Below are 26,181 nucleotides of genomic sequence, written 5' to 3'. Positions count from 1 at the left end.
GGGCAGATGTCTTTGGACGGCGCAGGCCGGCTCTGCTCTAACGGAAAGTGAGGCCCGCGCGGAGCCTCACGGAACACAGGGAGCTCACGCAGCATGGATGCCAAGGTCGACGTCGCGGCCGCATCGGCCGGCACGGACGCGGCGGAGCGCAGCGCCCTGCTGCTCTGGATGATCTTCACCGGCCTTTCGGTGTTCGCCGCATTCCTGCTGTGGCGCTACGGGCTGATCCGCCTCATGATCAGTTCCGACCGCACCTACATTTCCAGCGTCATCGCCGTCCTCTACATCGTTACCTGCGTCCATTGCTTCTGGCGGACGCGGGCGATCGCGCGGGAAGGCGAGGTGGCGCGCTCCTGCCGCACCATCCTCGCCGCGCCCGATGGCGCCAAGATGCTTGCATCGGGGGCGCTTGCATCAGATGCGCGCGGCCTGCCCGGCGGGCTCGTCACCGATCACATCAAGAGCCTGGTGCAGAAGGCCGAGGCGCAGGCCAAGGGGCGCATCGACCAGACCCTGCTGCTGCGCACGCTGGCGGACCGGCTGCGCGGGTCCAACGGCTTTGGCGCCTTCGTCTCCGATACGCTGATGAAGCTCGGCCTGCTCGGCACCATCATCGGCTTCATCATCATGCTGGCGCCGATCGCTTCGCTGGATGCCGCCGACAAGGTCGCGATGAAATCGTCGATGGGCCTGATGAGCGACGGCATGGCGGTCGCGATGTACACGACGCTGGCCGGACTGATCGGATCGATCCTGGTCCGGATCCAGTATTACATGCTCGATTCCGCGACCCAGCGGGTGTTTTCCGACGCCGTCGTGCTGACCGAGACGCACGTCACGCCGGCCCTGGAACGTCGCCTTGGTACGCCGTCATGATGGATGAGTTCGGGCTCTATCCGCGCGAGGAGCCATTCGATCCGCTCGGCGTGATGTTGTTCAAAGCGCTGCAGGTCATCGCCTTCCTGTTCTTCCTGGCGCTGCTTGCGGTGTCGCCGGACTCCAAGGAAGGCAAGATCGAATCCAAGGCGGAGTTCATCATCACGATGGACTGGCCGGACAACCATCCTGACGATCTCGACCTGTTCGTGCAGGATCCGGCCGGCAACATTGCCTGGTACCGGCATCGCGAGGCCGGATTCCTGACGCTCGATCGCGACGACCGCGGCGGCGCCAACGACTTCATCATCGTCAACGGCAAGAAGATCGCCTCTCCGATCCGCGAGGAGATCGTCACGCTGCGCGGCATCGTCGCCGGCGAATACACCGTCAACGTCTCGCATTTCCAGGCCACGACCGGCGAGCCGGTGCAGGCCAATGTGAAGGTGCAGAAGCTCAATCCGACGGCGCAGGTGATCTTCGACGACAAGCTGACCGTCGATCACACCGGCGACGAGAAGACCGCGGTCAGGTTTCGTCTCGACGCCGAGGGCAAGGTGATCAACGTGGACCGGCGGCCGAAATCGCTGCTCGAGACCTTCCGCAGCAGCTGGCGCAACGGCGCCGACATGGATCCGAAAACCGGCGTCAGGGTGCTCCGCCGTGATTAGTCTGCAGTCGGTCATTCTCACGCTTGCGGTCGCATACGCGGTGGTCGGTGCGCTGCTCCTGATCGTGCTGGTCTATGCGCGGCTGCACTGGTCGCTGAAGGCTGTCGTCATCGTCGTGACCAGCGCGTTCTATTTCGTCAGCTTCGGCGGCATGCGCGGTCTGCTCGGCTGGGCGTCCGCGGAAAAATTGCCGGCGAATTTCAAGCTGCTGTCGACGCGGATCGTTGAGCCGCATTCGCTGGAGGGCGACCCGGGCTCGATCTATCTCTGGGTCGAGGAGCTTGACGAGGACAACCGGCCGAGCGCGATCCCGCGTGCTTTCCGCATTCCCTATAGCGAGGCGTTGGCGGAGCAGACCCACACCGCCGAAAACGAGATCAAGGCCGGGCATCCGCAAGGCGGGCGGGCGGCGGATTTCGGCGGTGGCGACGGCACCATCATGGACTTCGTCAGGGAGTACATCACGCCGAAGACGATCGTGGAGACGACAGGCGGCGATTCCACCACGGGGACGTTCGTGGCCCCGCCGGCCGGCGCGCAAGGGTCGGTGTTCACGCCGCTGCCGCCGCCCCGGATGCCGCCCAAGGACGAGCAGCGATAGCAGGATGCCTACCCAGGAGGGTGGCACAAAAATAGGGATCGGCAATAATCAGTCAGCGGGATGGACAGTAATCATCCGGAATTCCTCAATTCCCTGAAGTGTGTAGTCTTGGGGCTAACCGGGGCTAGATTTCATCCCGAAGCGATTTTCCCGGCAAAGGGGCCGCTGCGTGAAGCGGCCCCTTTCGATTCCGGCGGCAAGGTACGGCGAGGGGCCGGCGCGGCGAGGGGGGCTCACAGCACCGTCAGGAATGCGATCGCAAGAACCATCAGCCACCCGACAATGACGAGCGAGACCACCGCGCCCGCGGTGATCTTGGCGATCTCCTTCAAGGTCATTGGCCGGTCCATGCAAGTCTCTCCCAGGTAGCCCCGAGCGAGACATAGGCGCGGATTGGCAGATCGCCCCCGCTGCTCACGGAACGTTGTAGCGCCCATCAGCCGGGCGGCTTTCCCGGGAGGACCGCTGTTATTTCACAAAATATTGTCTGACAGATATTGAAATCTGTCAGCGGGATGGTGTATATGCTCATGAGCCCAAGGGAGGAGGGCGCCCAGTGGCTGTTCCGGCGTTTGGCCGGGGGAGCCGGACTTAATTTGACTACCTCGAAGGACTACCTCCATGACCATAGAAATCTTTCAATTGACCGCCCAGATTCAACAGTGGCTCAATCTTCGCGTCGCTCGCCACTTGGCCGCCCAAGCCGCCAAGTTCACCCGCGGGCAGGACAGCGATAACCAGACGGTAAACGCATGAACGAGGCGGTGGTTTTGACACCCGAGCGGATCCTTGAGGCAACTGAGGATGTCTTGAGGCGCTTCGGGTTGACCAAGGCCACCGTTGTCGACGTTGCCCGTGCGCTGGATGTCAGCCACGGCAGCGTCTACCGTCACTTCCCCAGCAAAGCCTCGCTGCGCGATGCCGTCGCCAAGCGCTGGCTCGACCGCGCCAACGAGCCGCTGTGCAAGATCGCAGCCGGCGAAGGCCCGGCGCCGGAGCGGCTGGAGCAATGGCTGCGTACCGCCTTCACGATCAAGCAGAAGAAGGTCTGCGACGATCCCGAGATGTTCGCGACCTACCTGGCGCTGGCGCAGGACGCGCGCGAGGTGGTGGAAGCCTACAAGGACAAGCAGGTCGATCTGATCGCGAAAATCCTGTCCGACGGTGTCGCTCAGGGCGTGTTCGAGATCGACAATGTGAAGGCGACCGCGCGTGCCGTGTTCGACGCCACCGTCCGCTACCATCACCCGGCGCATGCCGAGGAATGGGCCAAGCCGGAATGCCCGGGGCGGATCGATGCGCTGCTGGCCCTGCTGCTGAAGGGCCTGGGGGTCTGCAAGCCCTAGCCGAGCTTTCTGCCTACATCCTCTGACCACCTGATGCCTTTGGCCCGATTGCGAGCCCGCGGCCGCGTGTGCTTGATATCGGACAGGGATCAGCAGCGCGGACCACGATGCGGCTTGCACTGTTTGCCGATATTCACGCCAACCGGCAGGCCTTCGCCGCCTGCCTCGACGCTGCGCGTGCGCGCGGCGCCGAGCGGCTGATCTGCCTCGGCGATATCGTCGGCTACGGTGCCGATCCGGAATGGGCCGTCGACACGATGATGGACCTCGTCGCGAAGGGCGCGGTCGCGGTGCGCGGCAATCATGACAATGCGATCGGCGTGCCGAGCGACAGCATGAATGCCGAGGCGCAGGCCGCGATCGACTGGACCCGCGGCCGGCTCAGTGGCGAGCAGAAGGCGTTCCTTGCCGAGCTTCCGATGTCGCGGGAGGAGGACAATCGGCTCTACGTGCACTCCGAAGCTTCGGAGCCCGCGAAGTGGCGCTATGTGCGCGACACCGCCGACGCCGCGCGCAGCATGATGGCCACCGAGCTGCAGATCACGTTCTGCGGCCACCTCCATCGTCCCGGCCTCTATTCGATGTCCTCGACCGCCAAGATGACGAGCTTCGTTCCGACTTCGGGCATCGCCGTTCAGTTGCTGCCGGGGCGGCGCTGGCTTGCGGTGCTCGGCTCGGTCGGCCAGCCGCGCGACGGCGATCCCGCGTCGTCGTTTGCGATGTTCGATACCATAAGCCGCGAGATCACCTTTCATCGCGTGCCCTACGACGTCGCGACCGCGGCGGCGCGGATCAAGGCGAATGGCTTGCCGCACTGGCTCGCCGACCGCCTGCCGCTCGGCCGGTAACGCCGATGGCGGCGCTGGCGATGCAGGCGGGCGCCGAGATCGATGGCTTCACCATCGGCGAACGCGTGCACCGCGGCGGTATGGCGACGCTGTGGAGCGTCACCCATCCCGGCATCACCGTGCCGCTGCTGATGAAGGTGCCGCTCACCTCGGAGGGCGAGGATCCGGCCGCGATCGTCAGCTTCGAGATGGAGCAGATGATCTTGCCGCGGCTGTCGGGGCCGCACGTGCCGGCCTGTTTCGGCACCGGCGACTTCGAACGCCAGGCCTATGTGGTGATGGAGCGCATCCCCGGTCAGACGCTCTACAAGTGGCTCGGCGAGCTGCCGATGCCGTATGAGGAGGTGAGGGTGATCGGCGGCAAGATCGCGACCGCACTCGCCAGCCTGCATCGGCAGAACGTCATCCATCATGACATCAAGCCGAGCAGCATCATGTTCCGCGAGCGCGGCGAGGCGGTGCTGATCGATTTCGGCCTCTCGCATCACCGGCATCTGCCCGACCTGTTGCAGGAGGAGTTTCGCCTGCCTTACGGTACCGCGCCCTACATGGCGCCGGAGCGCCTGCTCGGCGTCCGCGACGATCCGCGCAGCGATCTGTTTTCGCTCGGCGTGCTGCTCTATTTCTTCACCACCGGCGTCCGCCCCTTCGGCGAGACCGAAAGCCTGCGCGGCATGCGCCGGCGGCTGTGGCGCGATCCCTATCCGCCGCGCGAGCTGAAGCCCGACTATCCGCCTTGGCTGCAGGAGATCGTGCTGCGTTGCCTGGAGATCGACCCCGCCGCGCGCTATCCGACCGCGGCGCAGCTTGCCTTCGATCTCGGCCATCCCGATCAGGTGAAGCTGACGGCGCGGGCGCAGCGGCTGCGCCGCGATCCGCTCAGCACGGTCTGGCGCCGCCGCTTCAATCTCGGCGCGGTGCCGCCGCGGCCGAAGTCTGATGTCGCGGCCCAGCTCGCCTCGAGCCCGATCGTTGCCGTCGCGCTCGATATCGGCGAGGGTGCCGAGGCGCTGAACGACACCATCCGCGTCACCGCCGAGCGGGTGCTGTCGACCTCGCCGTCGGCGCGGCTCGCCTGCGTCAATGTGCTGAAGCTCAATCGCCTGGCGATCGACCGCACCCATGACGAGCAGGGCCAGAACAAGCATGTCGACCGCCTGGTGGCGCTGCAGCACTGGGCGCGGCCGTTCGGGCTCGAGGAGGGGCGGCTGACCGTGCATGTGCTGGAGGCGATCGATCCCGCCGCCGCGATCCTGGAGTTCGCAGCGGTCAACCTGGTCGACCACATCATCATCGGCGCGCGGCAGAACTCGCTGCGGCGCGCGCTGCTCGGCAGCGTGTCCGCCAGGGTCACGGGGGAAGCGCCGTGCACGGTGACCGTGGTGCGGCCGTCGCGGCTGGCGTCGCAAGCGGACGGCGGCGAGGGCGATGAGGCGGCGGAGCAAGCGGCGAATGCCGCGGCCACGCCGCCCGCAGTGTTCTAGCTCCCCCGGATCATCAGATCGCTTCGCCGCGCGCCTCGGCCGCCGCATGGCGGATCGCGGCGATGTTGGTCTTGTAGGCCTCGAGGGTGCCGCCCTTGAACACGGCGGATCCCGCGACAAAGGCGTTGGCGCCGGCGGCCGCGAGCTGGCCCGCGACGTCGGGCGCAACGCCGCCGTCGACCTCGATGTCGATCGGGCGGCCCGCGACCATCGCCCTGACATCAGAGATCTTGCCGATCGCCGAGCGGATGAAGGCCTGGCCGCCGAAGCCGGGATTGACCGACATGACCAGCACGAGGTCGATCAGGTCGAGCACATATTCGATCGCGCTCGCCGGCGTTGCCGGATTGAGCGAGACGCCGGCCTTCTTGCCGAGCGCGCGGATCGCCTGCAGCGAGCGGTGCAAATGCGGGCCGGCCTCGGCATGCACCGTGATGTGGTCGCAGCCCGCCTTGGCGAAAGCTTCCAGATAGGGATCGCAGGGCGAGATCATCAGATGGGCGTCGAAGATCTTCCTGGTGTGCGGCCGTATCGCCTTGATGACGTCGGGGCCGTAGGAGATGTTCGGCACAAAGTGCCCGTCCATCACGTCGAGATGGATCCAGTCGGCGCCGGCCTGGTCGACGGCGCGGACCTCCTCGCCGAGCTTTGAGAAATCCGACGCCAGGATCGACGGAGCGATAACGAGGGGACGCGGGGTGAATGACTGAGTCATGTCAGCTGTTCCGGAAGACTTCAGGGGGCGACGGGTGAGTCCGCCTAACATGCGGACGCGTGGCGGGCAATGCGAGCGGACGGCGCTCTGCGGCCGGAAAATTCTTCCGCCGGCGGCAGCTCTTGCCGGGTGCGCGGAACCCGCTTCGACGCGGGAACGCCTGGTTTTACTGGGTTTTTGCCATGGCACGCCCTTTGCTCAGCCATTGACCAGCGTTTGAGCCGCCAGGCGCGGCCCTGTTGGAGTATTGCCATGCTGTTCGCCCTTGGCGCTGCGTCGTCGGCCATTGACCTCTTGAGCTCGCTGATGTCGTCGAAGTCGACGACCAAAACCGGCAGCTCTGGTCAGGGGAATCAGACCACCGGCCAGTTCGCCCCTTCGACCGGTACATCGACGTCGGCCGGCAGCAGCACCGGTACCGGCTCGGGCAGCGGCTCCGGGCAGATTTCGCCGCTGACGATGGGCGCGCTGATTTCCGCGCAAAGCCAGTCCCAGACCGCGGTTTCAAACAGCCCGACGGCGGCCAGCCGCTCGGATGCGCTCAAGGACCTGTTCTCGCAGATCGATGCCGACGGCAACGGCAAGATCACCCAGTCGGAATTCGAGAACGCGCTCGGCGCCGGCGGCACCAACACGGCGCAGGCCGACGACGTGTTCTCCAAGCTCGACGGCAATGGCGACGGTAACGTCAGCCTCGACGAGATGTCCCAGGCCTTGCAGGGCCACAAGGACGGTGGCCATCATCGCCATCACATGGCCAGCGGCTCGACCGATGGATCCGGCTCCGGCGCGGGCGGATCGAGCTCCGATCCCTTGATGCAGGCGCTGGACGGTGCGACCTCGACGTCGGTGACCAACAGCGACGGCTCGACCACGACGACGACGACCTATGCCGACGGCTCGAAGGTGGCGATGACGACGCCGGCCACATCCTCCGCGACCCTCAACGCGGCCTCGTCGTACAATATCGTCGAGCAGCTGATCCAGCGCCAGGCGAAGGCGATCTCGGCGCAGGACTTCGCTGCGGTTTCGGTCAGCGCGTAGCTCGACACACTGGGCATCGAATAGTGCAGGCTGCCTCTGCTTCGCCTCGCCCCGCGTGCGGGGAGAGGCCGGAACGCATCGTCAGATGCGATCCGGGTGAGGGGGAGTCTCCGCGAGCGCGTCGCTTCAACTTGAACTAACCGAACCTGTCCCGCCAGCTCGGCAGCGCGCCGGCGAATGGCAGCGCGGTCGCTGAATGGACGCCGCGGGCGATGGCGCGCGCCACGGTGTTGGCGGCGAGCGCACCGAGCTTGGTGAGGCCGAACAGCGGATCGATCGGCCTGGCGCCGGTCGCGGCGGCAAACACCACGTCGCCGTCGAGCGGGGCGTGCACGGGATAGATCGCGCGCGCCATGCCGGTCTGCGCGATCATCGCAAGCCGCCGCGCCTGCGGCTTCGTCAGCTGCGCGTCGGTCACCACGACGACGAGGGTGGTGTTCTCGGCGGCGCTGGCGTCGGCGCCGCCCTTCAGCCGCGGCTTCAGCATGTCCGGCGTGAACGCGGGCGGCAGGCCGCGTCCGCCGAACTCGCCGCCGACCTCGAACGGCGCCGCCCAGAACCAGGGGCCGCTGCCGACCGTGACGCTGCCGACCGCGTTGACCACCGCGAGCGCCGCGACCGTCACGCCATCGTCGGTCACGTCGGACGCCGAGCCCAGGCCGCCCTTCAGGTTGGCCGTGGTCGCGCCCATGCCGGCGCCGACGCTGCCGAGCTCAAAGTCGTCGGAGGCGGCATTGGCCGCCGCGTAGCCGAGGTCGCGATAGGGCGGGAAGCGTCCCCACGCCTTGTTGCCGCCGTTGAGCAGGTCGAAGCAGATCGCGCCCGGCACGATCGGGATCACCGCGTCGCGGATGCGGAAGCCGCGGCCGCGCTCGGCAAGCCAGGCCTGCACGCCGCCGGCGGCGTCGAGCCCGTGCGCCGAGCCGCCGGACAGCGCGATGGCGTCGATTGCCTCGACGACGTTGTGCGGCGAAAGCAGCGCTTCCTCGCGGGTGCCCGGACCGCCGCCGCGGACATCGATCGAGGCGACCGCCGGCCGCTCGAACAGGATGGCGGTGACGCCGGAGGCGACCGTTGGATCGTCGGCATGGCCGACGGCAACGCCGGCAATATCGGTGAGAAGGTTTTTCACGATGGTCCATCCGCCTGCTGTCCGATCGATCCGGTATAGCAGCCGCGACGGATGCATCAACCGTCGGGCGCGGGCGGGCGGAGACGTGCGGTAAGACTTGCGGGCGTCAGGTCAAAAAAACGCCCCGGCGGACCGGGGCGTTCTCGGATCTCTGATTGGATCAGACGCGCGAGAGGCTCAGGAGCCCTTCGGATTGATCTCGGTGTAGTTGCCCTTGGCGTCCCACTTGTAGACGACGTAATCGATCGCCTTGATGTCGCCCTTGGCGTCGAAGGCCATCTTGCCGAGCACGGTGTCCCACTCGCCGGCCTTGATGGCGTCCATCACCTTCTTGGCGTCGGTGGTGCCGGCCTTGGCGACGGCCTGGGTCCAGACCTGCATCGCGGCGTAGGTGTAGAGCGTGTAGCCCTCGGGGTCGATGTTCTTGGCCTTGAACTTCTCGACGATCGCCTTCGCGGTCGGCTTGTTGCGCGGGTCGGGGCCGAAGGTGAACAGCGTGCCTTCGGCGGCGGGGCCGGTGATCGAGGCGAACTCCTTGTCGTTCATGGCATCGCCCGCCATCAGCACGGTCTGCAGGCCCTGGTCGCGCATCTGGCGCAGGATCAGGCCGGCTTCCTGATGGTAGCCGCCGACATAGACCAGATCGATGTTGTCGCGCTTCAGGCGCGAGACGATCGAGTTGAAGTCCTTGTCGCCCTTGTTGTAGGACTCGAACATCTTCTCCTGGAAGCCGGCCTTGTTCAGCGCCTTCTTGGTCTCGTCGGCGAGGCCTTTGCCGTAGGTGGTCTTGTCGTTCAGGATCGCGACGTTCTTGCCCTTGTAGTTCTTCATGATGTAGTCGGCGGCGACCAGGCCCTGCTGGTCGTCACGGCCGCAGACGCGCGCCACGTTCCAAAGCTTGCGCTCGGTGAACAGCGGATTGGTCGAGGCCGGAGTGATCTGCAGCACATTGGCGTCGGCATAGGCCTCCGAGGCCGGGATCGAGGACGACGAGCAGAAATGGCCGGCCACGAACGGGATCTTCGAAGAGCCGATCTTTTCCGCGATCGAGCGCGCCTGCTTCGGATCGCAGGCATCGTCGTCGGCTTCCAGCGCGAGCTTCTTGCCGAGCACGCCGCCGGCGGCGTTGATGTCGGCGACCGCCTGCTCGGCGCCGTTCTTCATCTGCCGGCCGAAAGCGGATTCGGAGCCCGTCATCGGGCCCGCGACGGCGATGGTGATGTCTTGCGCGAACGCGCTCGCCGATAATGCGAACGAAGCGCCAAGTGCCAGGCCGATCAGCTTCAGTGATTTCATGAGACGTCCCTCGTGGTCGTTGCCTCTTGCGGAAGGGCCCGGCACGCCGGGCCCCAAAACCGCTGGCATTCTCAGCTGATTTCGCGGCGAAGTCACCGGCAATTTTCAGGCAAATCGACGCTGCATCCGCCGCGTCTTGCTTGCGGGGGCGGCACGGAACGTCAAGCTAGCCGCGGCGGCCGCCTTCCAGATAGGCGGCGCGGATTTCCGGGCGCTGCAGCAATTCGGCGCCGGTTCCGGCCAGCGTGATCAGCCCGTTGACCATGACATAGCCGCGATGGGCGAGCTTCAGCGCATGGTTGGCGTTCTGCTCCACGATCAGCACGGTGAGGCCGTCCTGCCGGTTCAGCGTGCGGATGGCGTCGAAGATCTGCCGCGCGATCAGCGGCGCGAGCCCGAGCGAGGGCTCGTCCAGCATCAACAGCCGCGGCCGGCTCATCAAGGCGCGGCCGATCGCCAGCATCTGCTGCTCGCCGCCTGACAGCGTGCCGCCGCGTTGTGCGACGCGTTCCTTCAGGCGCGGGAACAGCGCGAACACCCGCTCCAGCCCGGCTGCGCGTTCGGCCTCGCTGCATTCGGTGGCATCGGCGCCCATCTGCAGGTTTTCCGCGACGCTCATGCGCGGAAAGATCCGCCGGCCCTCCGGCGATTGTGCGATGCGCAGCCGCGCGATCTCGTGGGTCGGCACGCCGGTGATGTCACGGCCGTCGAATTCGATGGCGCCGGCGCGGGCGCGCGGCCTGCCGAAAATCGTCATCATCAGCGTCGACTTGCCGGCGCCGTTGGCGCCGATCAGGGCGACGATCTCCCCGCGATTGATCTCGATATCGACGCCCTTCAGCGCCTCGATCTTGCCATACGCCGCGCGCACGCCGCGCACCGCGAGCAGGGGTGTCGTTGCCTGTGCCGCGCTCACGTGCCGCTCTCCATCACGGCGATCGCCTCTTCCTCGTCGGCGCCGAGATAGGCGGCGATCACCTTGGGGTCGTCGCGCACCGTCTGCGGCGTGCCTTCGGCGATCTTGACGCCGTAATCCATGACCACGACGTGATCGGAGATCTCCATCACGACCGACATGTCGTGTTCGATCAGGAGGATCGAGGTGCCCTGTTCGTTGCGGATCGACAGCAGCAGCTCGTTGAGCCCGCCGCTCTCGCGCGCGTTCAGACCGGCCGCCGGCTCGTCGAGACAGAGCAGCACAGGTTCAGTGCACATCGCGCGCGCGATCTCGAGCCTGCGCTGGTCGCCATAGGGCAAATTGCCCGCGGCATCGTCGGCGCGCTCGAGCAGGCCGACGCGCGCAAGCCAGGTCCGCGCCAGATCGATGGCGCGCTGCTCGGCCTCGCGCCAGGACGGCAGGCCGAGCAGCCCGAGCAGGGTCAGGCCCGAGGCGCGCATCAGCGCGTTGTGCTGGGCGACCATCAGATTTTCCAGCGCGGTCATGCCGGGAAACAGCCGGATGTTCTGGAAGGTGCGCGCCACCTTGGCCTGCTTGGAGATGCGGAAATCGTTCAGCCGCTCGAGCTGGATGGTGCGGCCGTCGTCATGGGCGAGGCGGATCGCGCCTCCGCTCGGCCGGTAGAACCCGGTGATGCAGTTGAACACGGTGGTCTTGCCGGCGCCGTTCGGCCCGATCAGCGCGGTGATCTTGCGCCGCTCGGCGGCAAAGGACAGCTCGTTGACGGCGACGATGCCGCCGAAGCGCATCATCAGGCGGTCGACGGTGAGGATGGGGTCGCCGCTCATCCGTGGCCCTCCTTGACGAGGTCGGACGAGATCGCCTGGTTGCGTTCCAGGAACACGGTCGGCGCGCGATGGCCGATCAGCCCGCGCGGCCGCCAGATCATCAGCAGCACCATCGCCATGCCGAACACCAGCATGCGGTATTGATCGAGGCCGCGGAACAGCTCGAAGCCGCCGATCATGGTCAGCGCGGCGAGCGCCACGCCAAGCTGCGAGCCCATGCCGCCGAGCACCACGATCGCCAGCACCAGCGCCGATTCCTGGAAGGTGAAGGATTCCGGGCTGATGAAGCCCTGCCGGGTGGCGAAGAACGCGCCGGCGAGGCCGCCGAACATCGCGCCGGTCGCGAACGCCGTCAGCTTGGTGGTCGTGGTGTTGATGCCGAGCGCGCGGCAGGCGACCTCGTCCTCGCGCAGCGCCTCCCAGGCGCGGCCGATCGGCAGCCGCCGCAGCCGGATCGTCACCCAGTTGGTGATCAGCGCCATCGCCAGGATCAGATAGAACAGGAAGACGAGGCGGTGGGTCGGCGAGAATTCGATGCCGAGCTTGGCGGCGAGCCCGTCGTCACCCGCCGTCAGCGGAATGCCGAACATGGTCGGGCGGGGAATTCCCGAGACGCCGTTGGGGCCGCCGGTCAGGCTCTGCCAGTTGATGATGACGAGGCGGATGATCTCGCCGAAGGCGAGCGTCACGATCGCGAGATAGTCGCCGCGCAGCCGCAGCACCGGGAAGCCGAGCAGCACGCCCCAGAACGCCGCCAGGATGCCGGCAAGCGGCAGGCAGACCCAGAACGACAATCCGAAATTGGTCGCAAGCAACGCATAGGAATAGGCGCCGACCGCGTAGAATGCGACGTAGCCGAGGTCGAGCAGACCGGCGAGGCCGACCACGACGTTCAATCCCCATCCCAGCATCACATAGGTCAGGACCAGGATCGATAGGTCGAGAATGTAGCGCTGGTTGTAGAAGATCACAGGCACGAGGAAGGTGAACACCAGGAGCGCCGGCGCCAGCCAGCGGCCGGCGAACGACATCGCTGATTGCACCGGCTTCGGCACGATGCGGTCCTTGTCGACCGGCCCCCACCACTGCCGCAGCAACTCGACGACGATGCTGCCGCCGAACACCGCGCCGACAAGGGCTGCAAGGTCGCCGAACCGCGTCCAGTAGATCAGGCCGCCCTGCGGCCCGGCTTCGGTGCGAATGCCGATCATCAGCGAGAACAGCACCAGCGCAACAAGGGCGCTGATCAGGGCTTTCTTGAGAATGAAGGCGCTGCCCGAGGGCTGCGCGGCGTGCGAGGGGCGGGCTGAGGTCGCGCTCACGAAGTGCCTGTCAGACTTTTTCGACTTCGGGACGGCCAAGCAGGCCGGTCGGCATGAAGATCAGCACCACGATCAGGATCGAGAACGCGGCGACGTCCTTGTACTCCACCGAGAAATAGGCCGACCAGAACGTCTCGATCAGGCCGATCGCGAGCCCGCCGAGCATCGCGCCCGGCAGCGAGCCGATGCCGCCGAGCACGGCGGCGGTGAACGCCTTGATGCCGGCGACGAAGCCCATGAAGAAATCGACCAGGCCGTAATACAAGAGATACATCATGCCTGCGACCGCGGCGAGCGCGGCGCCGATCACGAAGGTCATCGAGATGGTGCGGTCGACGTCGACGCCGAGCAGCGCGGCCATGGTCTGGTCCTGCTCGCAGGCGCGCATGTCGCGTCCGAGCCGGGTGCGCGAGACCAGCCAGGTGAACAGCGCCAGCACCACGATGGTGGCCAGCACGACCATGATCTGGATGTTGGAGAGCTGCACGGCGAAGCCCGACGAGCCTTCATGCAGCGTGTAGCCGCCGGTGATGATCGGCGGCACCGGCTTCACCCGCGCGCCCTGCGACACCTGTGAGAAATTGGTCAGCACGAACGACATGCCGATCGCCGAGAGCATCGGCGCCAGGCGGAACGAATGCCTTAAGGGTCGGTAGGCGATGCGCTCGATGGTCCAGCCGTAGAGCGCCGTGATCGCCATCGAGACCAGCAGCACGATCAGCAGGATCAGGGGGATCGCGGTGAGGCCGAGCGACACCAGCACCAGGAACGAGATCAGCGCGATGAAGCCGCCGATCATGAAGATGTCGCCATGGGCGAAGTTGATCATGCCGACGATGCCGTAGACCATCGTGTAGCCGATGGCGATCAGGCCGTAGATCGAACCGAGCACGAGGCCGTTGATCAATTGCTGGGCGAAATAATCCATACGCTGCCGTCAGAGCCTGTTCGGTTGAGAACCGACCAGGCTCTCGTGTTGATCTGGACGCGCTTTCTTCACGCGAACCGGTTCCCACTTCGCTCGAAAACGCTACGTCGAGGGTGACGCGGCGAGGGCCCCGGCAGCCTGATCCGTCGCGTCGTGTCGTTTTCTAACAGTGGAACCCCGGGCGCGGCAACAGCGTGGCAGCAGCAGAAAGGGCTTGTACATAACTAGTTTGGCGGATGCGGTTCCGATGTCACAGGGCCGACATGGCCTTGCCTTGCAATGATCACGCCGGAACCCGTGTTCCCCGAGCAACCGCGCTTCCGACGCGCGCGTTGTCCCCAGCTTGATGAAAGCAAAGGGAGTAGCTGAATGAGCAACCCAAATCAGAATCCGGGACAGCCGAACCAGAACCCCAATCAGAAGCCCGGCCAGCAGCAGCAGGGCGGCGGCCAGAAGCCCGGCCAGCAACAGCAGGATCCGGGCCGGCACGGCCAGAAGCCCAATCCGGAGCGCTAATTCGGACAATTGAGCCGAACTAGCAGGGAGGCCTCGCCGATAGGCGAGGCCTCCCTTGTTCAGGCTTAGACCCTTTCGCTTGGGCTGTCTTGTTCAGGCCAACTGGTCGGCGAAGCGGCCGCGGAAGGCGTACGAACCGAAATGCGCAAGCTCGCTTCGAAGGTCGAGCCAGATTTCGCCGCCGAGATCGATCCAGCGCCGGCAGAACGCGTAATCTTCGGACAAATACTCGCCGGTCGTCTTGTCGGTCATGCATTCGAACAGCGACACGCGGTCGAGGTCGGCGCGCACGAGGTCGCCGGTGTTCAAGTCGTTGCTCTTGTGGTTCGCACGATATTTGAGTTCGGGATGGGCGTCGCACAGCCTGACGAGGGCGGATCGCTTCATCATGAGAAAGCCGGTTCCGGCATAGCGGACCTTGGCGAAGCCGTCGCCGCGAGATGTGATCTGGTCGCCCTCCCATGTGACGACATAGTCCAGCGAGGATGACGCGAGGTTCTTGCGCTTGGCGTCCGCAGCCCGCTGCACCTTTGCCCAATCGATGTGCTTGAGCGGATAGGCCGCGGCGGAAACGTCGGCGCCGCAATCCAGCAGCCGGAACACGGACTCGGGTTCGAACCCGATATCGGCATCGATGAACTGGAGATGGCTGGCGCCGGATGCAAGGAATTGGTGGGCCAGTTCGTTCCGGGCGCGCACGATCAGCGATTCGTTTCCGATCAGATGGAACTGGATGTCGATGCCCCGGGCGGTGGCCGCAGCCTGAAGCTTCAGGGCGGACAACACATAGGCCATCTTCAGATCGCCGCCGTAGCAGGGCGTTGCGACGAAAACGCGCGTTCTTTCGGTCATTTTACCCCCCTTATCCCCGGCCGGCGCCGATCTTGCGCAGATCCCGGCCTCGATCCGGAACCATCGCATCGCGCTTAACCTTAACAAAGGGTTTAAATTGCTGCCGGCAATTGATCGGCGTTAGCTCGCGCCCTGAACCGTCGCCGGTCTGAAAGGCGCGGGAAGCACGGGAAGCGGCAATGTCGAACAACTGGCGGATTAGCTCCTTCAACGGCGCGCTGCTTGCGGCCTATTTCATTCCGGTCTGGACCATCATCGCCTTCAGCATCATGGTGTCGCCGATCCACGGCCTCTATGACCGGCCGAGCGTGTCGATCGCGTTCTATGCCAGCGACTATCTGCACCTCGGCAAGATGGCGACGGTGCGCCTCGCATGGCTGCTCGCGCTGGCGCGGATCACCGTGGTGGCGTTCTTCACAGTCTTCCTCGCGATGGCCGCCTTCTCGCCGCTGCGCAAGAGCAGCAGCGGTGCCGACGAGGCGCTCGCGGTGGCGCTCTGCCTCGGCAACGTGCTGAGCTTCGCCAGCATGATGATGGCTTCCAAGGTCGGCGAGGTCGAAGCGATGCGCATGCACGCGTCCGAGCTTCTGATGCTGCTCGGGACCGCGATCGTGATGCTGTTCGAGACCTCGCCGAAGCGAGCCGTCGAAGCGCCTGTCGTCGAGGCGAGCGCGCCTGCGAGCGAGCTATCCCTTCAGCAGCCCTAATTCGGCAATGATCGCGCCGGCTTCCTTGACGGCGTGGTTGGCCGCTGGCACGCCGCAATAGATCGCCTGCTGCAGCAGGATCTCCTTGATGTCGTCGGGCGTGAAGCCGCCCTCGGCGAGCGCGGCGCGCACATGCAGACGGAATTCGTCCCACTGGCCGAGCGCGACCATGGTGCCGATCACAAGCACGCGGCGGGTGCGGTGATCGAAATGCGGCCGGGTCCAGATGTCGCCCCACGCATAGCGCGTGATCAGGTCCTGGAAGTCGGTGTTGAACGCGTTGCGGTTCTTGATCGACTTGTCGACCCATTCATTGCCGAGCACCTTGCGGCGCTGCGTCATGCCGTCGTCGCGGCGCTGATTGTCGTCCATGGATGTCTCCTCATGAAATCGTAGCCCGGATGGAGCGCAGCGCAATCCGGGGCTTCAGCGTTGGCCGAAAGACTTGTCCCGGATTTCGCTTCGCTGCATCCGGGCTACGCACTGGGTCATTCTGGGGCGATGCGAAGCATCGAACCCGGAATCTCGAGATTCCGGGTTCGGTCCTGCGGACCGCCCCGGAATGACGATGACTGTTACCGTTGCGTCAGGAAGCCGACTACGGCTTCGGTGAAGGCGTGCGACTGCTCGACATTGGAAATGTGCGCGGCGTCGAGCAGCGTCATGCTGGCGCCGGGAATGCCGCTGCGGATCATTTCGCCTGCCGACACCGGCGTTGCCATGTCCTGCTTTCCCGCGATCACCAGGGTCGGGCTCTTGATCTTCGGCAGCAGCGCGCGCTGGTCGAGTGTCGACAGCGCCTCGCAACAGGCGAGATAGCCTTCGACCGGCGAGGCAACCAGCATCGCCTTCATGCGCGCCGCGGTTTCCGGCTCGCGCTCGCGGAAATCGGCGGTCAGCCAGCCGGCGATCACGGCGTCGGCGACGGCGGCGATGCCGCCTTCCTTCACCGCCTTGATGCGGTTCAGCCAGTTGGTCGGATCGGGATAGTAGCAGGCGGTGTTGGCCAGGATGATCTTGCCGAATCTTTCCGGGGCATTCGCTCCCAGCCACTGTCCGACCATGCCGCCCATCGACAGGCCGCACCAGTGCACCTTCTCGATGTTGAGGTCGTCGAGGATCGCCAGCACGTCGCGGCCGAACCGCTCCATGGAGTAGGGGCCCGCCGGCACGCCGGATTTGCCGTGACCGCGGCGGTCGTAGCGGATGACGCGGAACAGCTGCGTTAGTGCCCGCATCTGCGGCTCCCACATCTGCAAGGTGCAGCCGAGCGAGTTCGACAGCATCAAGGTCGGCCCGCCGTCGCGGCCGTCCACCTGGACGTTGAGCAGGCACCCGTCGGCGTTGATCATCGGCATCGTCTTGTCCCTCCCGTTATGCGCTTGCCGGGTCACCTGCGCGAAGACGCGCTTCGCGCTTTTGCCCGGCAATGACATCGTCGCTATTTGTCATCCAGTGAAGCCAGCAGGCGGTCGATCAGCGCCTGCGAGGCGCCCTGATAGGCCATCGGCTTGAACAGCTTCGCGATTCGTTTCGCGTCGAGATGTGCGGTGACCTTGGCGTCCGCCGACAGCACGTCGCGCAGATGCTTCTTCTCCGCGACCGCGCGCTTGCTGGCGGCTTCGATCAGATGATGGGCGTCGCTCTTGCCGATCTTGTCGGCGAGCGCAAAGGTGATGGCTTCCGCCATGATCAACCCCTGAGTCGCATCGAGATTGACGCGCATCCGCGCCGCATCGACCTCGAGCCCTTCGGCGAGATCGACGATGGCGGCAAGCGCGCCCGAGGTCACCAGCATCAGGCCCGGCAAGGTCGGCCATTCCGCATGCCACGGACCGGCGCTGCGCTCATGGTCCTGCACCTGAGCGGCGAAGATCGTCGCGGCAAGATTCGGCGCCATGGTCGCAGCCCCTAGCGCGCTCGCGGCAGCGACCGGATTGCGCTTGTGCGGCATGGTGGAGGAGCCGCCGCGGCCGGCGCCGGCGGGCTCGAAGGCCTCGCCGACATCGGTCTGCATCATCAGCGAAACGTCGCGCGCGATCTTGCCGCAGCTGCCGGCGAGGATGGCGAACACCGACGCGGCCTCGGCGATGCGGTCGCGATGGGTATGCCAGGGCGCATCCGGCAGCGGCAGATCGAGCTCTTGCGCAAGGGCGGTGGCGACCGCGAGGCCCTTGTCGCCGAGCGCGGCGAGCGTCCCGGCGGCGCCGCCGAATTGCAGCGCCAGCGTCTCGCGGCGCAGGCGCAGCAAGCGCTTGCGGGAGCGATGCAGCGCCGCGGCATATTCGGCGAGCTTGAGGCCGAACGGCATCGGCAGCGCGTGCTGCAGCCAGGTCCGCGCCACCACGGCGGTGTCGCGATGGGCGCGCGCAAGCCCGGCGAAGCCGGCGACGGCGCGGTCGAGGTCGGTCAGCAGCGCGTCGATCCCCGCGCGCAGCGACAGCATGGTCGCGGTGTCGATGACGTCCTGGCTGGTCGCGCCCCAATGCACGTAGCGCGCCGCCTCGGCGTCCGCCTTGGCGACATTGGCGGTCAGGGCCTTCACCAGCGGGATCGCCAGATTGCCGGACCGCGTCGCGGCGTCGGCCAGCGCGGCCAGGTCGAATGATTCGGCCTTGCAGGCGGCGCCGATTGGTCCTGCGCCAGCTGCGGGAATTACCCCGCAGGCCACCTCGGCTCGGGCCAGCGCGGCCTCGAAATCCAGCATGTTCTGCAGCGTGGCGGCGTCGTCGCACACCGCGCGCATCGCGGCGCTCGACAGCATCGGCGCAAGCAGGGGAGAGAGGGCTGTGCTCATGGCCGGCGACCTAACCACTGTCGCGCGTCGATGCCAATGCCCCGGGGCTGCCTGCATTTTCAACAACGGGGATTGCGCGATTTCGTGAACGATAGGCTTGGCTTGCTGCGGTTGCGAATATGCATCGCTCATCCTCCGAAGGTGCCCTTTCCTTTGTGTCCCGGCTGCTTTACTTGGGGGAAAAGGTTCTAGCGATCGAGGAGGTCCCCTATGGCCATGACAATGACCGGCGAAGTCCAGCTTGCAGCGCCGCGCCAGGCTGTGTGGGACAAGCTCAACGATCCCGAAGTTTTGAAGGCCTGCATTCCCGGCTGCGAGGAGCTGGAGAAGACCGACGAGGGCGGCTTCCGCGCCACCGCCAAGATGAAGGTCGGCCCGGTCTCGGCCCGCTTCAAGGGCAAGGTCACATTGAGCGATCTCGACCCGCCGAACGGCTACAAGATCTCAGGCGAAGGCGAGGGCGGGGTCGCCGGCTTTGCCAAGGGCGGCGCCACCGTTGGCCTTGCCGACAAGGATGGCGGCACGCTTCTGAGCTACAATGTGGAGGCGCAGATCGGCGGCAAGCTCGCCCAGCTCGGCCAGCGCCTGATCAACGGCGCCGCCAAGAAGCTGGCCGATGAATTCTTTGCAAATTTCGCCAAGGCGGTGCAGGGTTAGCCCCGCCTTTCGGCTGGATTATTCAGGTCCGGCCATGTCCTGGATGGGTGGCTCGAAAGGTTGCCCATCGCGGGGCGCGCCCATATTATGCCGTCTGGAATGATTTAAAACCGCCTGCTTCGCCGATATGCGGTGGCGCAGATAAGAGAGTGCTGATGGCCAAGATTTCAATGATCGTGAACGGCAACCCCGTGAACGCGAATGTCGACCCCCGTACCCTTCTGGTCCAGTTTCTGCGCGAAAACCTGCGGCTGACCGGCACCCATGTCGGCTGCGACACCTCGCAGTGCGGCGCCTGCGTCGTGCATCTGGACGGCAGGGCGGTGAAGTCCTGCACGACGCTTGCGGTGATGGCCGACGGTCACGAGGTCAAGACCATCGAGGGGCTTGCGGCCGATGGCGCGCCGCTGCACCCGATGCAGGAGGCCTTCCGCGAGCATCACGGCCTGCAGTGCGGCTTCTGCACGCCGGGCATGATCATGACCGCGGTCGACCTGGTCCATCGCAAGGGCCACGAGCTCTCCGACGAGGTGATCCGCGAGGAGCTGGAAGGCAATCTGTGCCGCTGCACCGGCTACCAGAACATCGTCGCTTCGATCGCCGCCGGCGCCAAGGCGATGGCGAAGTCGGACCTCGCTTAATCCGCAATTCATCGCGAGCGCGATCAGGACATTCCAATGTACGAATTCAAATATCACCGTCCCGGCACCGTGCGGCAGGCCGCCAACCTGCTGGTGAAGAACGAGGACGCCAAGCTGATCGCCGGCGGCCACACGCTGGTGCCGGTCATGAAGCAGCGGCTCGCCAGCCCGCCGCATCTGGTCGACCTCTCCCACATCGAAGGTCTCGACACGATCGAGATGAAGGGCCGCTCGCTGGTGATCGGCGCCACCGCCAAGCACGCCGAGGTCGCGAACTCCGCGGTCGTGGGTGAGGCGATCCCGGCGCTGGCCGAGCTTGCCGGCCTGATCGGCGATCCCGCCGTGCGCCACCGCGGCACCATCGGCGGCTCGCTCGCCAACAACGACCCGACCGCCGACTATCCGGCCGCGGTGCTGGCGCTGGGCGCGACCATCGTCACCAACAAGCGCCGCCTCAAGGCCGAGGAGTATTTCCAGGGCCTGTTCTCGACCGCGCTGGAGGCCGACGAGATCATCACCAAGGTGATGTTCCCGGTGCCGAAGAAGGCGGCCTACGTCAAGTTCCGCAACCAGGCCTCGCGTTATGCGTTGGTCGGGGTGTTCGTGGCAAAGCGTCCGTCCGACGTGCGCGTCGCGGTCACCGGTGCGGGCTCCGACGGCGTCTTCCGCGTCACCGCGTTCGAGGACGCCCTGAAGAAGCGCTTCTCGCACAAGGTGCTCGACGGCATCGCGGTTTCGGCCGACGGGCTGAACAGCGACCTGCACGGCAGTGCGGAATACCGCGCCCATCTGATCGGCGTTTTGACGCGCAGGGCGGTGGAAGCCGCGAACGCCAAGGACTAAGTACCAAGGCGTGACTTTGCTGACCTCTGTTCGAAGACTGGCTGTTCCATGAGTGCATCGGCGTTACCCACTTCCGTCGATGCGCTCGAGGATCTCCTGACCTCGCGCGGCTATCTCGCCGAGCGGTCGCTCGCGACCGTGACCTATCTCGCGCTGCGGATGGGCCGGCCGCTGTTCCTCGAGGGCGAAGCCGGTGTCGGCAAGACCGAGATCGCAAAGGTGTTGTCGGCGGCGCTGGGGCGCAAGCTGATCCGCCTGCAATGCTATGAAGGCCTCGACGTCGCCTCTGCGGTCTATGAGTGGAGCAGCGCGGCGCAGATGATCGCGATCCGCCTTGCGGAGGCTTCCGGCGATACCGATCGCGACCAGCTCGCCAGCGACATTTTCGCCGAACGCTTCCTGATCAAGCGGCCGCTGCTGCAGGCGCTCGAGCCCGATGTCGCGGGCCCTCCGGTGCTGCTGATCGACGAGCTCGACCGCGCCGACGAGGCGTTCGAGGCGTATCTCCTGGAAATCCTAAGCGACTTCCAGGTCACCATCCCCGAGCTCGGCACCGTGAAGGCGCCGGCGCCGCCGATCGTGATCATCACCTCGAACCGCACCCGCGAAATTCACGACGCGCTGAAGCGGCGCTGCCTCTATCACTGGGTGGATTATCCCACAGCCGAGCGCGAGCTCGCGATCGTCAAGTCGCGGGTGCCGAACATCTCCGCCAAGCTGTCGCAGCAGGTCGTCCGTTTCGTGCAGGCGCTGCGCAGCCAGGACTTCTACAAGTCGCCGGGCGTTGCCGAGACCATCGACTGGGCGACTGCGCTGTCCGAGCTCGACGCCCGCTCGCTGACGCCGCAGGTTGTCGGCGACACGCTGGGCGCGCTCTTGAAGTATCAGGACGACATCGCGCGCATGCAGGGCGATGCGCTGCAGAAGACATTGAAGGAAGCGACGAGCGACTAGCCGTCATTCCGGGGCACGCGAAGCGTGAACCCGGAATCTCGCGCCGCAATCTCCAGATTCCGGATCCGCACTTCGTGCGGTCCGGAATGACGAGGCCAAACAACAATGGCGATCAACCACCTCGCGCCTCCGACCGGCCACATGGCCGACAACGTGATCGGCTTTGCCCGCGCGCTGCGGGCGGCCGGGCTTCCCGTCGGGCCGGGCTCGGTGATCGACGCGCTCGATGCGCTGCAGCTGATCGAGGTCGGGCATCGCGCCGATTTCTACGCCACGCTGGAAGCGATCTTCGTCAAGCGCCACGAGCACGCGCTGATCTTCCGCCAGGCCTTTATGCTGTTCTTCCGTGCCGCCGAGGAGTGGAAGAGCATGCTGGATTCGGTGCCGCTGCCGGATCACGCCAGGAAGAAGCCGCCGCCGGCCTCGCGCCGCGTCCAGGAGGCGATGGCGCAGCCGGCGCGGAGCGAGGAGCGGCCGCAGGCCCAGGAGCAGGAGCTGAAGCTCTCGGTCTCCGACAAGGAGATCCTGCAGAAGAAGGATTTTGCGCAGATGACCGCGGCGGAGATCGCCGAGGTGACGCGCGAGATCGCCAAGATGCGGCTGCCGCAGGCCGAGCTCGTGACCCGCCGCTACCAGCCGGATGCGCGGGGCCTCCGGCTCGACATGCGCCGCACCGTGCGCAACTCGCTGCGCACCGGCGGCGAGATCATCGACATCCGAAAGCTCGGCCGGATCGAGAAGCCGGCGCCGATCGTGGCGCTGCTCGATATCTCCGGCTCGATGAGCGAGTACACCCGCCTGTTCCTGCATTTCCTGCATGCCATCACCGACTACCGCAAGCGGGTCTCGGTATTCCTGTTCGGCACCCGCCTGACCAATGTGACGCGGGCGTTACGGGCCCGTGACCCCGACGAGGCGCTGGCGAGCTGCTCGTCCTCGGTCGAGGACTGGGCCGGCGGGACGCGGATCGCGACCTCGCTGCACAGCTTCAACCAGCTCTGGGCCCGCCGGGTGCTCGGGCAGGGCGCCATCGTCCTCCTTATATCCGATGGACTAGAACGGGAGGCTGATGCCAAACTGGCCTTCGAGATGGACCGATTGCACCGTTCCTGCCGCCGCCTGATCTGGCTCAATCCGCTGCTGCGCTACTCCGGCTTCGAGGCCAAGGCGCAGGGCATCAAAATGATGTTGCCCCACGTTGACGAATTTCGCCCGGTGCATAACTTGACGTCCATCAAGGGCTTGATCGGGGCGCTGTCATCCCCGCCGCCGGCGCACCACCGCAGCCTGATCCGCTCTGTAGCCTAAGAAGCATCCGATTTCACAGGAGGCCGCCATGCTGAACCGCGACGAAGACATCCTGCAGGCCGCCGAGACCTGGCAGAAAGAGGGCCATGGCGTGGCGCTTGCCACCGTGGTCGAGACCTGGGGCTCGGCGCCGCGCCCGGCCGGCTCGAGCCTCGTCATCAATGACGACGGCACGTTCCTCGGCTCGGTCTCCGGCGGTTGCGTCGAGGGCGCTGTGGTGACGGAAGCGCTCGACGTCATCGCCAGCGGCCAGCCAAAAATGCTCGAATTCGGCGTTGCCGACGAGACGGCCTGGAATGTCGGCCTGTCCTGCGGCGGCACTATCCGCGTGTTCGTCGAGAAGGTTGGTTAGCCGTGAAGCTCGAGATCCTGAAAGAGCTGAACGCCGAGCGCGCCGCGCGCCGCCCGGTCATCATCGTCACCGACACCGCCAATGGCGATCAGCGCCTGGTCAAGGCCGCAGACATCGCCGCCGATCCGCTGCGCGCCGAGCTCGCAAAGCAGCTCAGGATGGGCAAGAGCGGCAATGTCGAGGTATCAGGCAAAAAATTGTTCCTCAACGTCTACGCGCCGACCGCAAAGCTCGTGATCATCGGCGCGGTCCATATCAGCCAGGCGCTGGCGCCGCTGGCGCGCTCGCTCGACTATGACGTCACGGTGGTCGATCCGCGCACCGCGTTTGCGAGCCCGGAGCGCTTCCCCGACGTGCCGCTGGTCGCCGAATGGCCCGACGTCGCGCTGCCGCCGCTCAACGTCGATCACTACACCGCCTTCGTCGCGGTGACGCATGATCCGAAGATCGACGATCCGGCGCTGCTGCATGCCTTCGACCGCGACTGCTTCTATATCGGCGCGCTGGGCTCGCGGAAGACCCACGCCAAGCGCGCCGAGCGGCTGCGCGCGCAGGGCGCCAAAGACAGCGACATCGCGCGCATCCACGCGCCGATCGGTCTCGACATCGGCGCGGTGTCGCCGTCGGAGATCGCGGTCGCGATCATGGCCGAGATCACCGCGCAGCTGCGCCTGCCTCCCAAGCAAAAAGAAGAAGCGGCATGAAATTCGGTCCCGCCAGTCCGGCCGACGCGATTGGCGGCGTCACCGTGCATACCCTCCGCCAGGGTGCGCTGGTGCTCAAGAAGGGCACCACGATCGGCCCCGCCGAGGTCGAGGCGCTGACCAAGGCCGGCGTCGACGAGATCGTCGTGGTGCGGCTCGACGAGGGCGACGTCTCCGAGGACGCCGCGGCGGCCAGCATCGCGCAGGCGGTGGCCGGCGACGGCGTCAATGTCGAGCGCGCCTTCACCGGCCGCGCCAATCTGTTCGCGGCGCGCCCCGGCGTGCTGGTGATCGATCGCGCCGCGGTCGACCGCATCAACGACGTCGACGAGGCCATCACCTTCGCAACCCTCGCCGCGTTCAAGCCGGTGGTCGAAGGCGAGATGATCGCGACCGTCAAGCTGATCCCGTTCGGCGTCGAGGGGCGCTTGCGCGATGCCGCCGTCGCGGTGGCCGGCAAGGATACGCTGCGGATCGCGCCCTATGTGATCCGGAAGGTCGGGGTGGTCTCGACGCTGCTGCCGGGCCTCGCGCCGAAGGTGATCGACAAGACGCTGCGCGTCACCGCCGAACGGCTCGCGCCGGCCGGCGCCACCATCATCGCCGAGCGCCGCGTGCCGCATGACGAGACGGTGCTCGCCGCCTCGATCAAGGAATTGCTCGAGCTGGGCGCCGAACTCGTCATCGTGTTCGGGGCGTCCGCGATCGCCGACCGCCGCGATGTCATTCCCGCTGCGATCACCGAGATCGGCGGCGCCGTCGAGCATTTCGGCATGCCGGTCGATCCGGGCAATCTGCTGCTGATCGGCAGCGCCGGCGGCGTGCCGGTGCTGGGCGCGCCGGGCTGCGCGCGCTCGCCGGTCGAGAACGGCTTTGACTGGGTCTTGATGCGGCTGCTCGCCGGCATCAAGGTGACGCGGTCGGATCTCACCGGCATGGGCGTCGGCGGCCTGTTGATGGAGATCGTGACGCGGCCGCAGCCGCGCACGGTGCCGGACACCGAAGGCAATCGCAACGTCGCCGCGATCGTGCTTGCCGCCGGTCGCTCGACCCGGATGGGCGGCCCGAACAAGCTGCTCGCCGAGCTCGACGGCAAGAAGCTCGCGCGCATCGTCGCCGAGCAGGCGCTGGCCTCGAAGGCCTCTGAGGTGATCGTCGTCACCGGGCATCAGGCCGAGCTGGTCGAGCAGGCGCTCGATGGCCTCAAGGTCAAGTTCGTCCGCAACCCGGATTTCGCCGGCGGCCTCGCCAGCTCGGTGAAGGCGGGCATTGCGGCGGTCTCTGAGAGCGCCGACGGCGCGATCGTCTGTCTCGGTGACATGCCGCTGATCGACGCGAAGCTGATCGATCGCCTGATCGAGACCTTCGCGCCGGACCGCGGCCATCTGATCGCGGTCCCGGTCAGCGAGGGCCGCCGCGGCAATCCGGTGCTGTGGTCAAGGCGCTTCTTCAAGGAGCTGATGACGCTCGACGGCGACATCGGCGCGCGTCACTTGATCACCAAGCATGCCGAGGTGGTCGCCGAGGTCCCGGTCGACGGCGACAGCGCCTTCCTCGACATCGACACCCCGCAGGCGCTGGAAGCCGCAAGACAGGGCTGAACACTCTCCGCGTCGTCCCGGCGAAGGCCGGGACCCATAACCACAGGATGCAGTTGTTGTGCGACGCTGGGGCTCCAGCGAACTCCATCGCACAAGGCGGTGGTTATGGGTCCCCTGAGTTCACAAACGAAGTGCAACACTTCCTTGAGGAGGTGTTGCCATGGGGCGGACTTACAAGCAGCTCTCTCTGGACGACCGATGCGAGATTGCCTGCCTATCGGCCAATGGCAGCTCGGTCCG

General features: G+C 66.1%; 30 protein-coding genes. 18 read left to right on the top strand and 12 right to left on the bottom strand.

Annotated features, from left to right (window positions below; genetic code table 11):
- Positions 1–93 precede the first annotated feature (93 nt).
- The 7 genes from I6F38_RS31705 (at position 94) to I6F38_RS31680 (ending at position 5,826) form a co-directional block, all read left to right on the top strand.
- Entirely contained in the window at positions 94–876 is a 783-nt protein-coding gene (locus tag I6F38_RS31705; protein ID WP_225163177.1) for a MotA/TolQ/ExbB proton channel family protein, read from the top strand.
- A complete protein-coding gene (locus I6F38_RS31700; RefSeq protein WP_026192978.1) occupies positions 873–1,547 on the top strand; it encodes a hypothetical protein in 675 nt (224 codons plus the stop codon). The genes I6F38_RS31705 and I6F38_RS31700 overlap by 4 nt, the downstream gene beginning before the upstream one ends.
- Positions 1,540–2,148 carry a hypothetical protein gene (locus tag I6F38_RS31695; protein ID WP_168858972.1) on the top strand — a complete coding sequence of 203 codons (609 nt, stop codon included), beginning with the start codon at positions 1,540–1,542 and terminating at the stop codon, positions 2,146–2,148. Before I6F38_RS31700 ends, I6F38_RS31695 begins: the two co-directional genes overlap by 8 nt.
- Positions 2,149–2,769: 621 nt before the next feature.
- Complete coding sequence (locus I6F38_RS44095; protein ID WP_016843141.1) at positions 2,770–2,904, top strand: hypothetical protein; 135 nt, start codon at positions 2,770–2,772, stop codon at positions 2,902–2,904.
- Complete coding sequence (locus I6F38_RS31690) at positions 2,901–3,494, top strand: TetR family transcriptional regulator (RefSeq protein ID WP_225163176.1); 594 nt, start codon at positions 2,901–2,903, stop codon at positions 3,492–3,494. Before I6F38_RS44095 ends, I6F38_RS31690 begins: the two co-directional genes overlap by 4 nt.
- 107 nt (positions 3,495–3,601) lie before the next feature.
- Positions 3,602–4,342 carry a metallophosphoesterase family protein gene (locus tag I6F38_RS31685; RefSeq protein ID WP_225163175.1) on the top strand — a complete coding sequence of 247 codons (741 nt, stop codon included), beginning with the start codon at positions 3,602–3,604 and terminating at the stop codon, positions 4,340–4,342.
- A gap of 5 nt (positions 4,343–4,347) precedes the next feature.
- Complete coding sequence (locus I6F38_RS31680) at positions 4,348–5,826, top strand: bifunctional serine/threonine-protein kinase/universal stress protein (protein ID WP_225163174.1); 1,479 nt, start codon at positions 4,348–4,350, stop codon at positions 5,824–5,826.
- 13 nt (positions 5,827–5,839) lie between these two features.
- On the opposite strand, the gene rpe is transcribed toward I6F38_RS31680, so the two are convergent.
- Positions 5,840–6,541, bottom strand: a complete 702-nt coding sequence (gene rpe / locus I6F38_RS31675; RefSeq protein WP_225163173.1) for a ribulose-phosphate 3-epimerase — start codon at positions 6,539–6,541, stop codon at positions 5,840–5,842.
- Positions 6,542–6,793: 252 nt separating this feature from the next.
- Between rpe and I6F38_RS31670 the strand changes: the two genes are divergently transcribed.
- Positions 6,794–7,585 (top strand): EF-hand domain-containing protein, encoded by a 792-nt coding sequence (locus tag I6F38_RS31670; protein ID WP_225163172.1) that lies wholly within the window; start codon positions 6,794–6,796, stop codon positions 7,583–7,585.
- Positions 7,586–7,721: 136 nt separating this feature from the next.
- On the opposite strand, the gene I6F38_RS31665 is transcribed toward I6F38_RS31670, so the two are convergent.
- The 6 genes from I6F38_RS31665 to I6F38_RS31640 form a co-directional block, all read right to left on the bottom strand.
- On the bottom strand, positions 7,722–8,717 hold the full coding sequence (locus I6F38_RS31665; RefSeq protein ID WP_225163171.1) for a P1 family peptidase: 996 nt from the start codon (positions 8,715–8,717) through the stop codon (positions 7,722–7,724).
- Positions 8,718–8,894: 177 nt separating this feature from the next.
- The gene (locus I6F38_RS31660; RefSeq protein ID WP_225163170.1) at positions 8,895–10,013 is read right to left on the bottom strand and encodes a branched-chain amino acid ABC transporter substrate-binding protein; all 1,119 of its coding nucleotides are present in this window, start codon (positions 10,011–10,013) and stop codon (positions 8,895–8,897) included.
- Positions 10,014–10,179: 166 nt separating this feature from the next.
- Positions 10,180–10,929, bottom strand: a complete 750-nt coding sequence (locus tag I6F38_RS31655) for an ABC transporter ATP-binding protein (RefSeq protein ID WP_018272406.1) — start codon at positions 10,927–10,929, stop codon at positions 10,180–10,182.
- Positions 10,926–11,759: an ABC transporter ATP-binding protein gene (locus tag I6F38_RS31650; RefSeq protein ID WP_225163169.1), complete on the bottom strand. Its 834-nt coding sequence runs from the start codon at positions 11,757–11,759 to the stop codon at positions 10,926–10,928. Before I6F38_RS31650 ends, I6F38_RS31655 begins: the two co-directional genes overlap by 4 nt.
- Positions 11,756–13,081 (bottom strand): high-affinity branched-chain amino acid ABC transporter permease LivM, encoded by a 1,326-nt coding sequence (gene livM, locus I6F38_RS31645; RefSeq protein ID WP_092088592.1) that lies wholly within the window; start codon positions 13,079–13,081, stop codon positions 11,756–11,758. The genes I6F38_RS31650 and livM overlap by 4 nt, the downstream gene beginning before the upstream one ends.
- Before the next feature lie 10 nt (positions 13,082–13,091).
- A complete protein-coding gene (locus I6F38_RS31640; protein WP_028339921.1) occupies positions 13,092–14,009 on the bottom strand; it encodes a branched-chain amino acid ABC transporter permease in 918 nt (305 codons plus the stop codon).
- A 369-nt stretch (positions 14,010–14,378) separates the two neighbouring features.
- On the opposite strand from I6F38_RS31640, the gene I6F38_RS31635 reads away from it, so the two are divergent.
- On the top strand, positions 14,379–14,525 hold the full coding sequence (locus I6F38_RS31635) for a hypothetical protein (RefSeq protein WP_225163168.1): 147 nt from the start codon (positions 14,379–14,381) through the stop codon (positions 14,523–14,525).
- Positions 14,526–14,618: 93 nt separating this feature from the next.
- On the opposite strand, the gene I6F38_RS31630 is transcribed toward I6F38_RS31635, so the two are convergent.
- Together I6F38_RS31630 and I6F38_RS31625 are read right to left on the bottom strand one after the other, a co-directional pair.
- Positions 14,619–15,377, bottom strand: a complete 759-nt coding sequence (locus I6F38_RS31630) for a hypothetical protein (protein ID WP_225163167.1) — start codon at positions 15,375–15,377, stop codon at positions 14,619–14,621.
- A 10-nt stretch (positions 15,378–15,387) separates the two neighbouring features.
- Positions 15,388–15,567 carry a hypothetical protein gene (locus I6F38_RS31625; protein WP_225163166.1) on the bottom strand — a complete coding sequence of 60 codons (180 nt, stop codon included), beginning with the start codon at positions 15,565–15,567 and terminating at the stop codon, positions 15,388–15,390.
- Here I6F38_RS31625 and I6F38_RS31620 point away from each other — a divergent pair.
- Positions 15,557–16,084: a hypothetical protein gene (locus tag I6F38_RS31620; RefSeq protein ID WP_225163165.1), complete on the top strand. Its 528-nt coding sequence runs from the start codon at positions 15,557–15,559 to the stop codon at positions 16,082–16,084. The genes I6F38_RS31625 and I6F38_RS31620 overlap by 11 nt on opposite strands.
- On the opposite strand, the gene I6F38_RS31615 is transcribed toward I6F38_RS31620, so the two are convergent.
- The 3 genes from I6F38_RS31615 to I6F38_RS31605 form a co-directional block, all read right to left on the bottom strand.
- Positions 16,064–16,456 (bottom strand): carboxymuconolactone decarboxylase family protein, encoded by a 393-nt coding sequence (locus I6F38_RS31615; RefSeq protein ID WP_016840410.1) that lies wholly within the window; start codon positions 16,454–16,456, stop codon positions 16,064–16,066. The genes I6F38_RS31620 and I6F38_RS31615 overlap by 21 nt on opposite strands.
- A gap of 203 nt (positions 16,457–16,659) precedes the next feature.
- Positions 16,660–17,442: a 3-oxoadipate enol-lactonase gene (gene pcaD / locus I6F38_RS31610; RefSeq protein WP_225163164.1), complete on the bottom strand. Its 783-nt coding sequence runs from the start codon at positions 17,440–17,442 to the stop codon at positions 16,660–16,662.
- A gap of 83 nt (positions 17,443–17,525) precedes the next feature.
- A complete protein-coding gene (locus I6F38_RS31605) occupies positions 17,526–18,881 on the bottom strand; it encodes a 3-carboxy-cis,cis-muconate cycloisomerase (RefSeq protein ID WP_225163163.1) in 1,356 nt (451 codons plus the stop codon).
- A gap of 210 nt (positions 18,882–19,091) precedes the next feature.
- Between I6F38_RS31605 and I6F38_RS31600 the strand changes: the two genes are divergently transcribed.
- From I6F38_RS31600 to I6F38_RS31565, 8 genes are all read left to right on the top strand, one after another.
- Positions 19,092–19,538 carry a carbon monoxide dehydrogenase subunit G gene (locus tag I6F38_RS31600; protein WP_016840413.1) on the top strand — a complete coding sequence of 149 codons (447 nt, stop codon included), beginning with the start codon at positions 19,092–19,094 and terminating at the stop codon, positions 19,536–19,538.
- A gap of 155 nt (positions 19,539–19,693) precedes the next feature.
- Positions 19,694–20,179, top strand: coding sequence for a (2Fe-2S)-binding protein (locus I6F38_RS31595; protein ID WP_028336799.1), 486 nt, complete (start codon positions 19,694–19,696; stop codon positions 20,177–20,179).
- A 36-nt stretch (positions 20,180–20,215) separates the two neighbouring features.
- On the top strand, positions 20,216–21,022 hold the full coding sequence (locus I6F38_RS31590) for a xanthine dehydrogenase family protein subunit M (protein ID WP_050383296.1): 807 nt from the start codon (positions 20,216–20,218) through the stop codon (positions 21,020–21,022).
- A gap of 48 nt (positions 21,023–21,070) precedes the next feature.
- A complete protein-coding gene (locus I6F38_RS31585; protein ID WP_092090104.1) occupies positions 21,071–21,976 on the top strand; it encodes a MoxR family ATPase in 906 nt (301 codons plus the stop codon).
- A 105-nt stretch (positions 21,977–22,081) separates the two neighbouring features.
- Positions 22,082–23,284, top strand: a complete 1,203-nt coding sequence (locus tag I6F38_RS31580; protein WP_225163162.1) for a VWA domain-containing protein — start codon at positions 22,082–22,084, stop codon at positions 23,282–23,284.
- A gap of 28 nt (positions 23,285–23,312) precedes the next feature.
- Complete coding sequence (locus I6F38_RS31575) at positions 23,313–23,636, top strand: XdhC family protein (protein WP_018272401.1); 324 nt, start codon at positions 23,313–23,315, stop codon at positions 23,634–23,636.
- 2 nt (positions 23,637–23,638) lie between these two features.
- On the top strand, positions 23,639–24,340 hold the full coding sequence (locus tag I6F38_RS31570; RefSeq protein ID WP_225163161.1) for an XdhC family protein: 702 nt from the start codon (positions 23,639–23,641) through the stop codon (positions 24,338–24,340).
- Positions 24,337–25,941: a molybdopterin-binding/glycosyltransferase family 2 protein gene (locus tag I6F38_RS31565; protein WP_225163160.1), complete on the top strand. Its 1,605-nt coding sequence runs from the start codon at positions 24,337–24,339 to the stop codon at positions 25,939–25,941. Before I6F38_RS31570 ends, I6F38_RS31565 begins: the two co-directional genes overlap by 4 nt.
- Positions 25,942–26,181: the final 240 nt, after the last annotated feature.

The sequence above is a fragment of the Bradyrhizobium sp. BRP56 genome (assembly GCF_020194035.1).
Classification (GTDB): domain Bacteria; phylum Pseudomonadota; class Alphaproteobacteria; order Rhizobiales; family Xanthobacteraceae; genus Bradyrhizobium; species Bradyrhizobium australafricanum.
The sequence above is the reverse complement of the archived record's forward strand: the minus strand, read 5'-3'. Positions and strand labels throughout refer to the sequence as shown.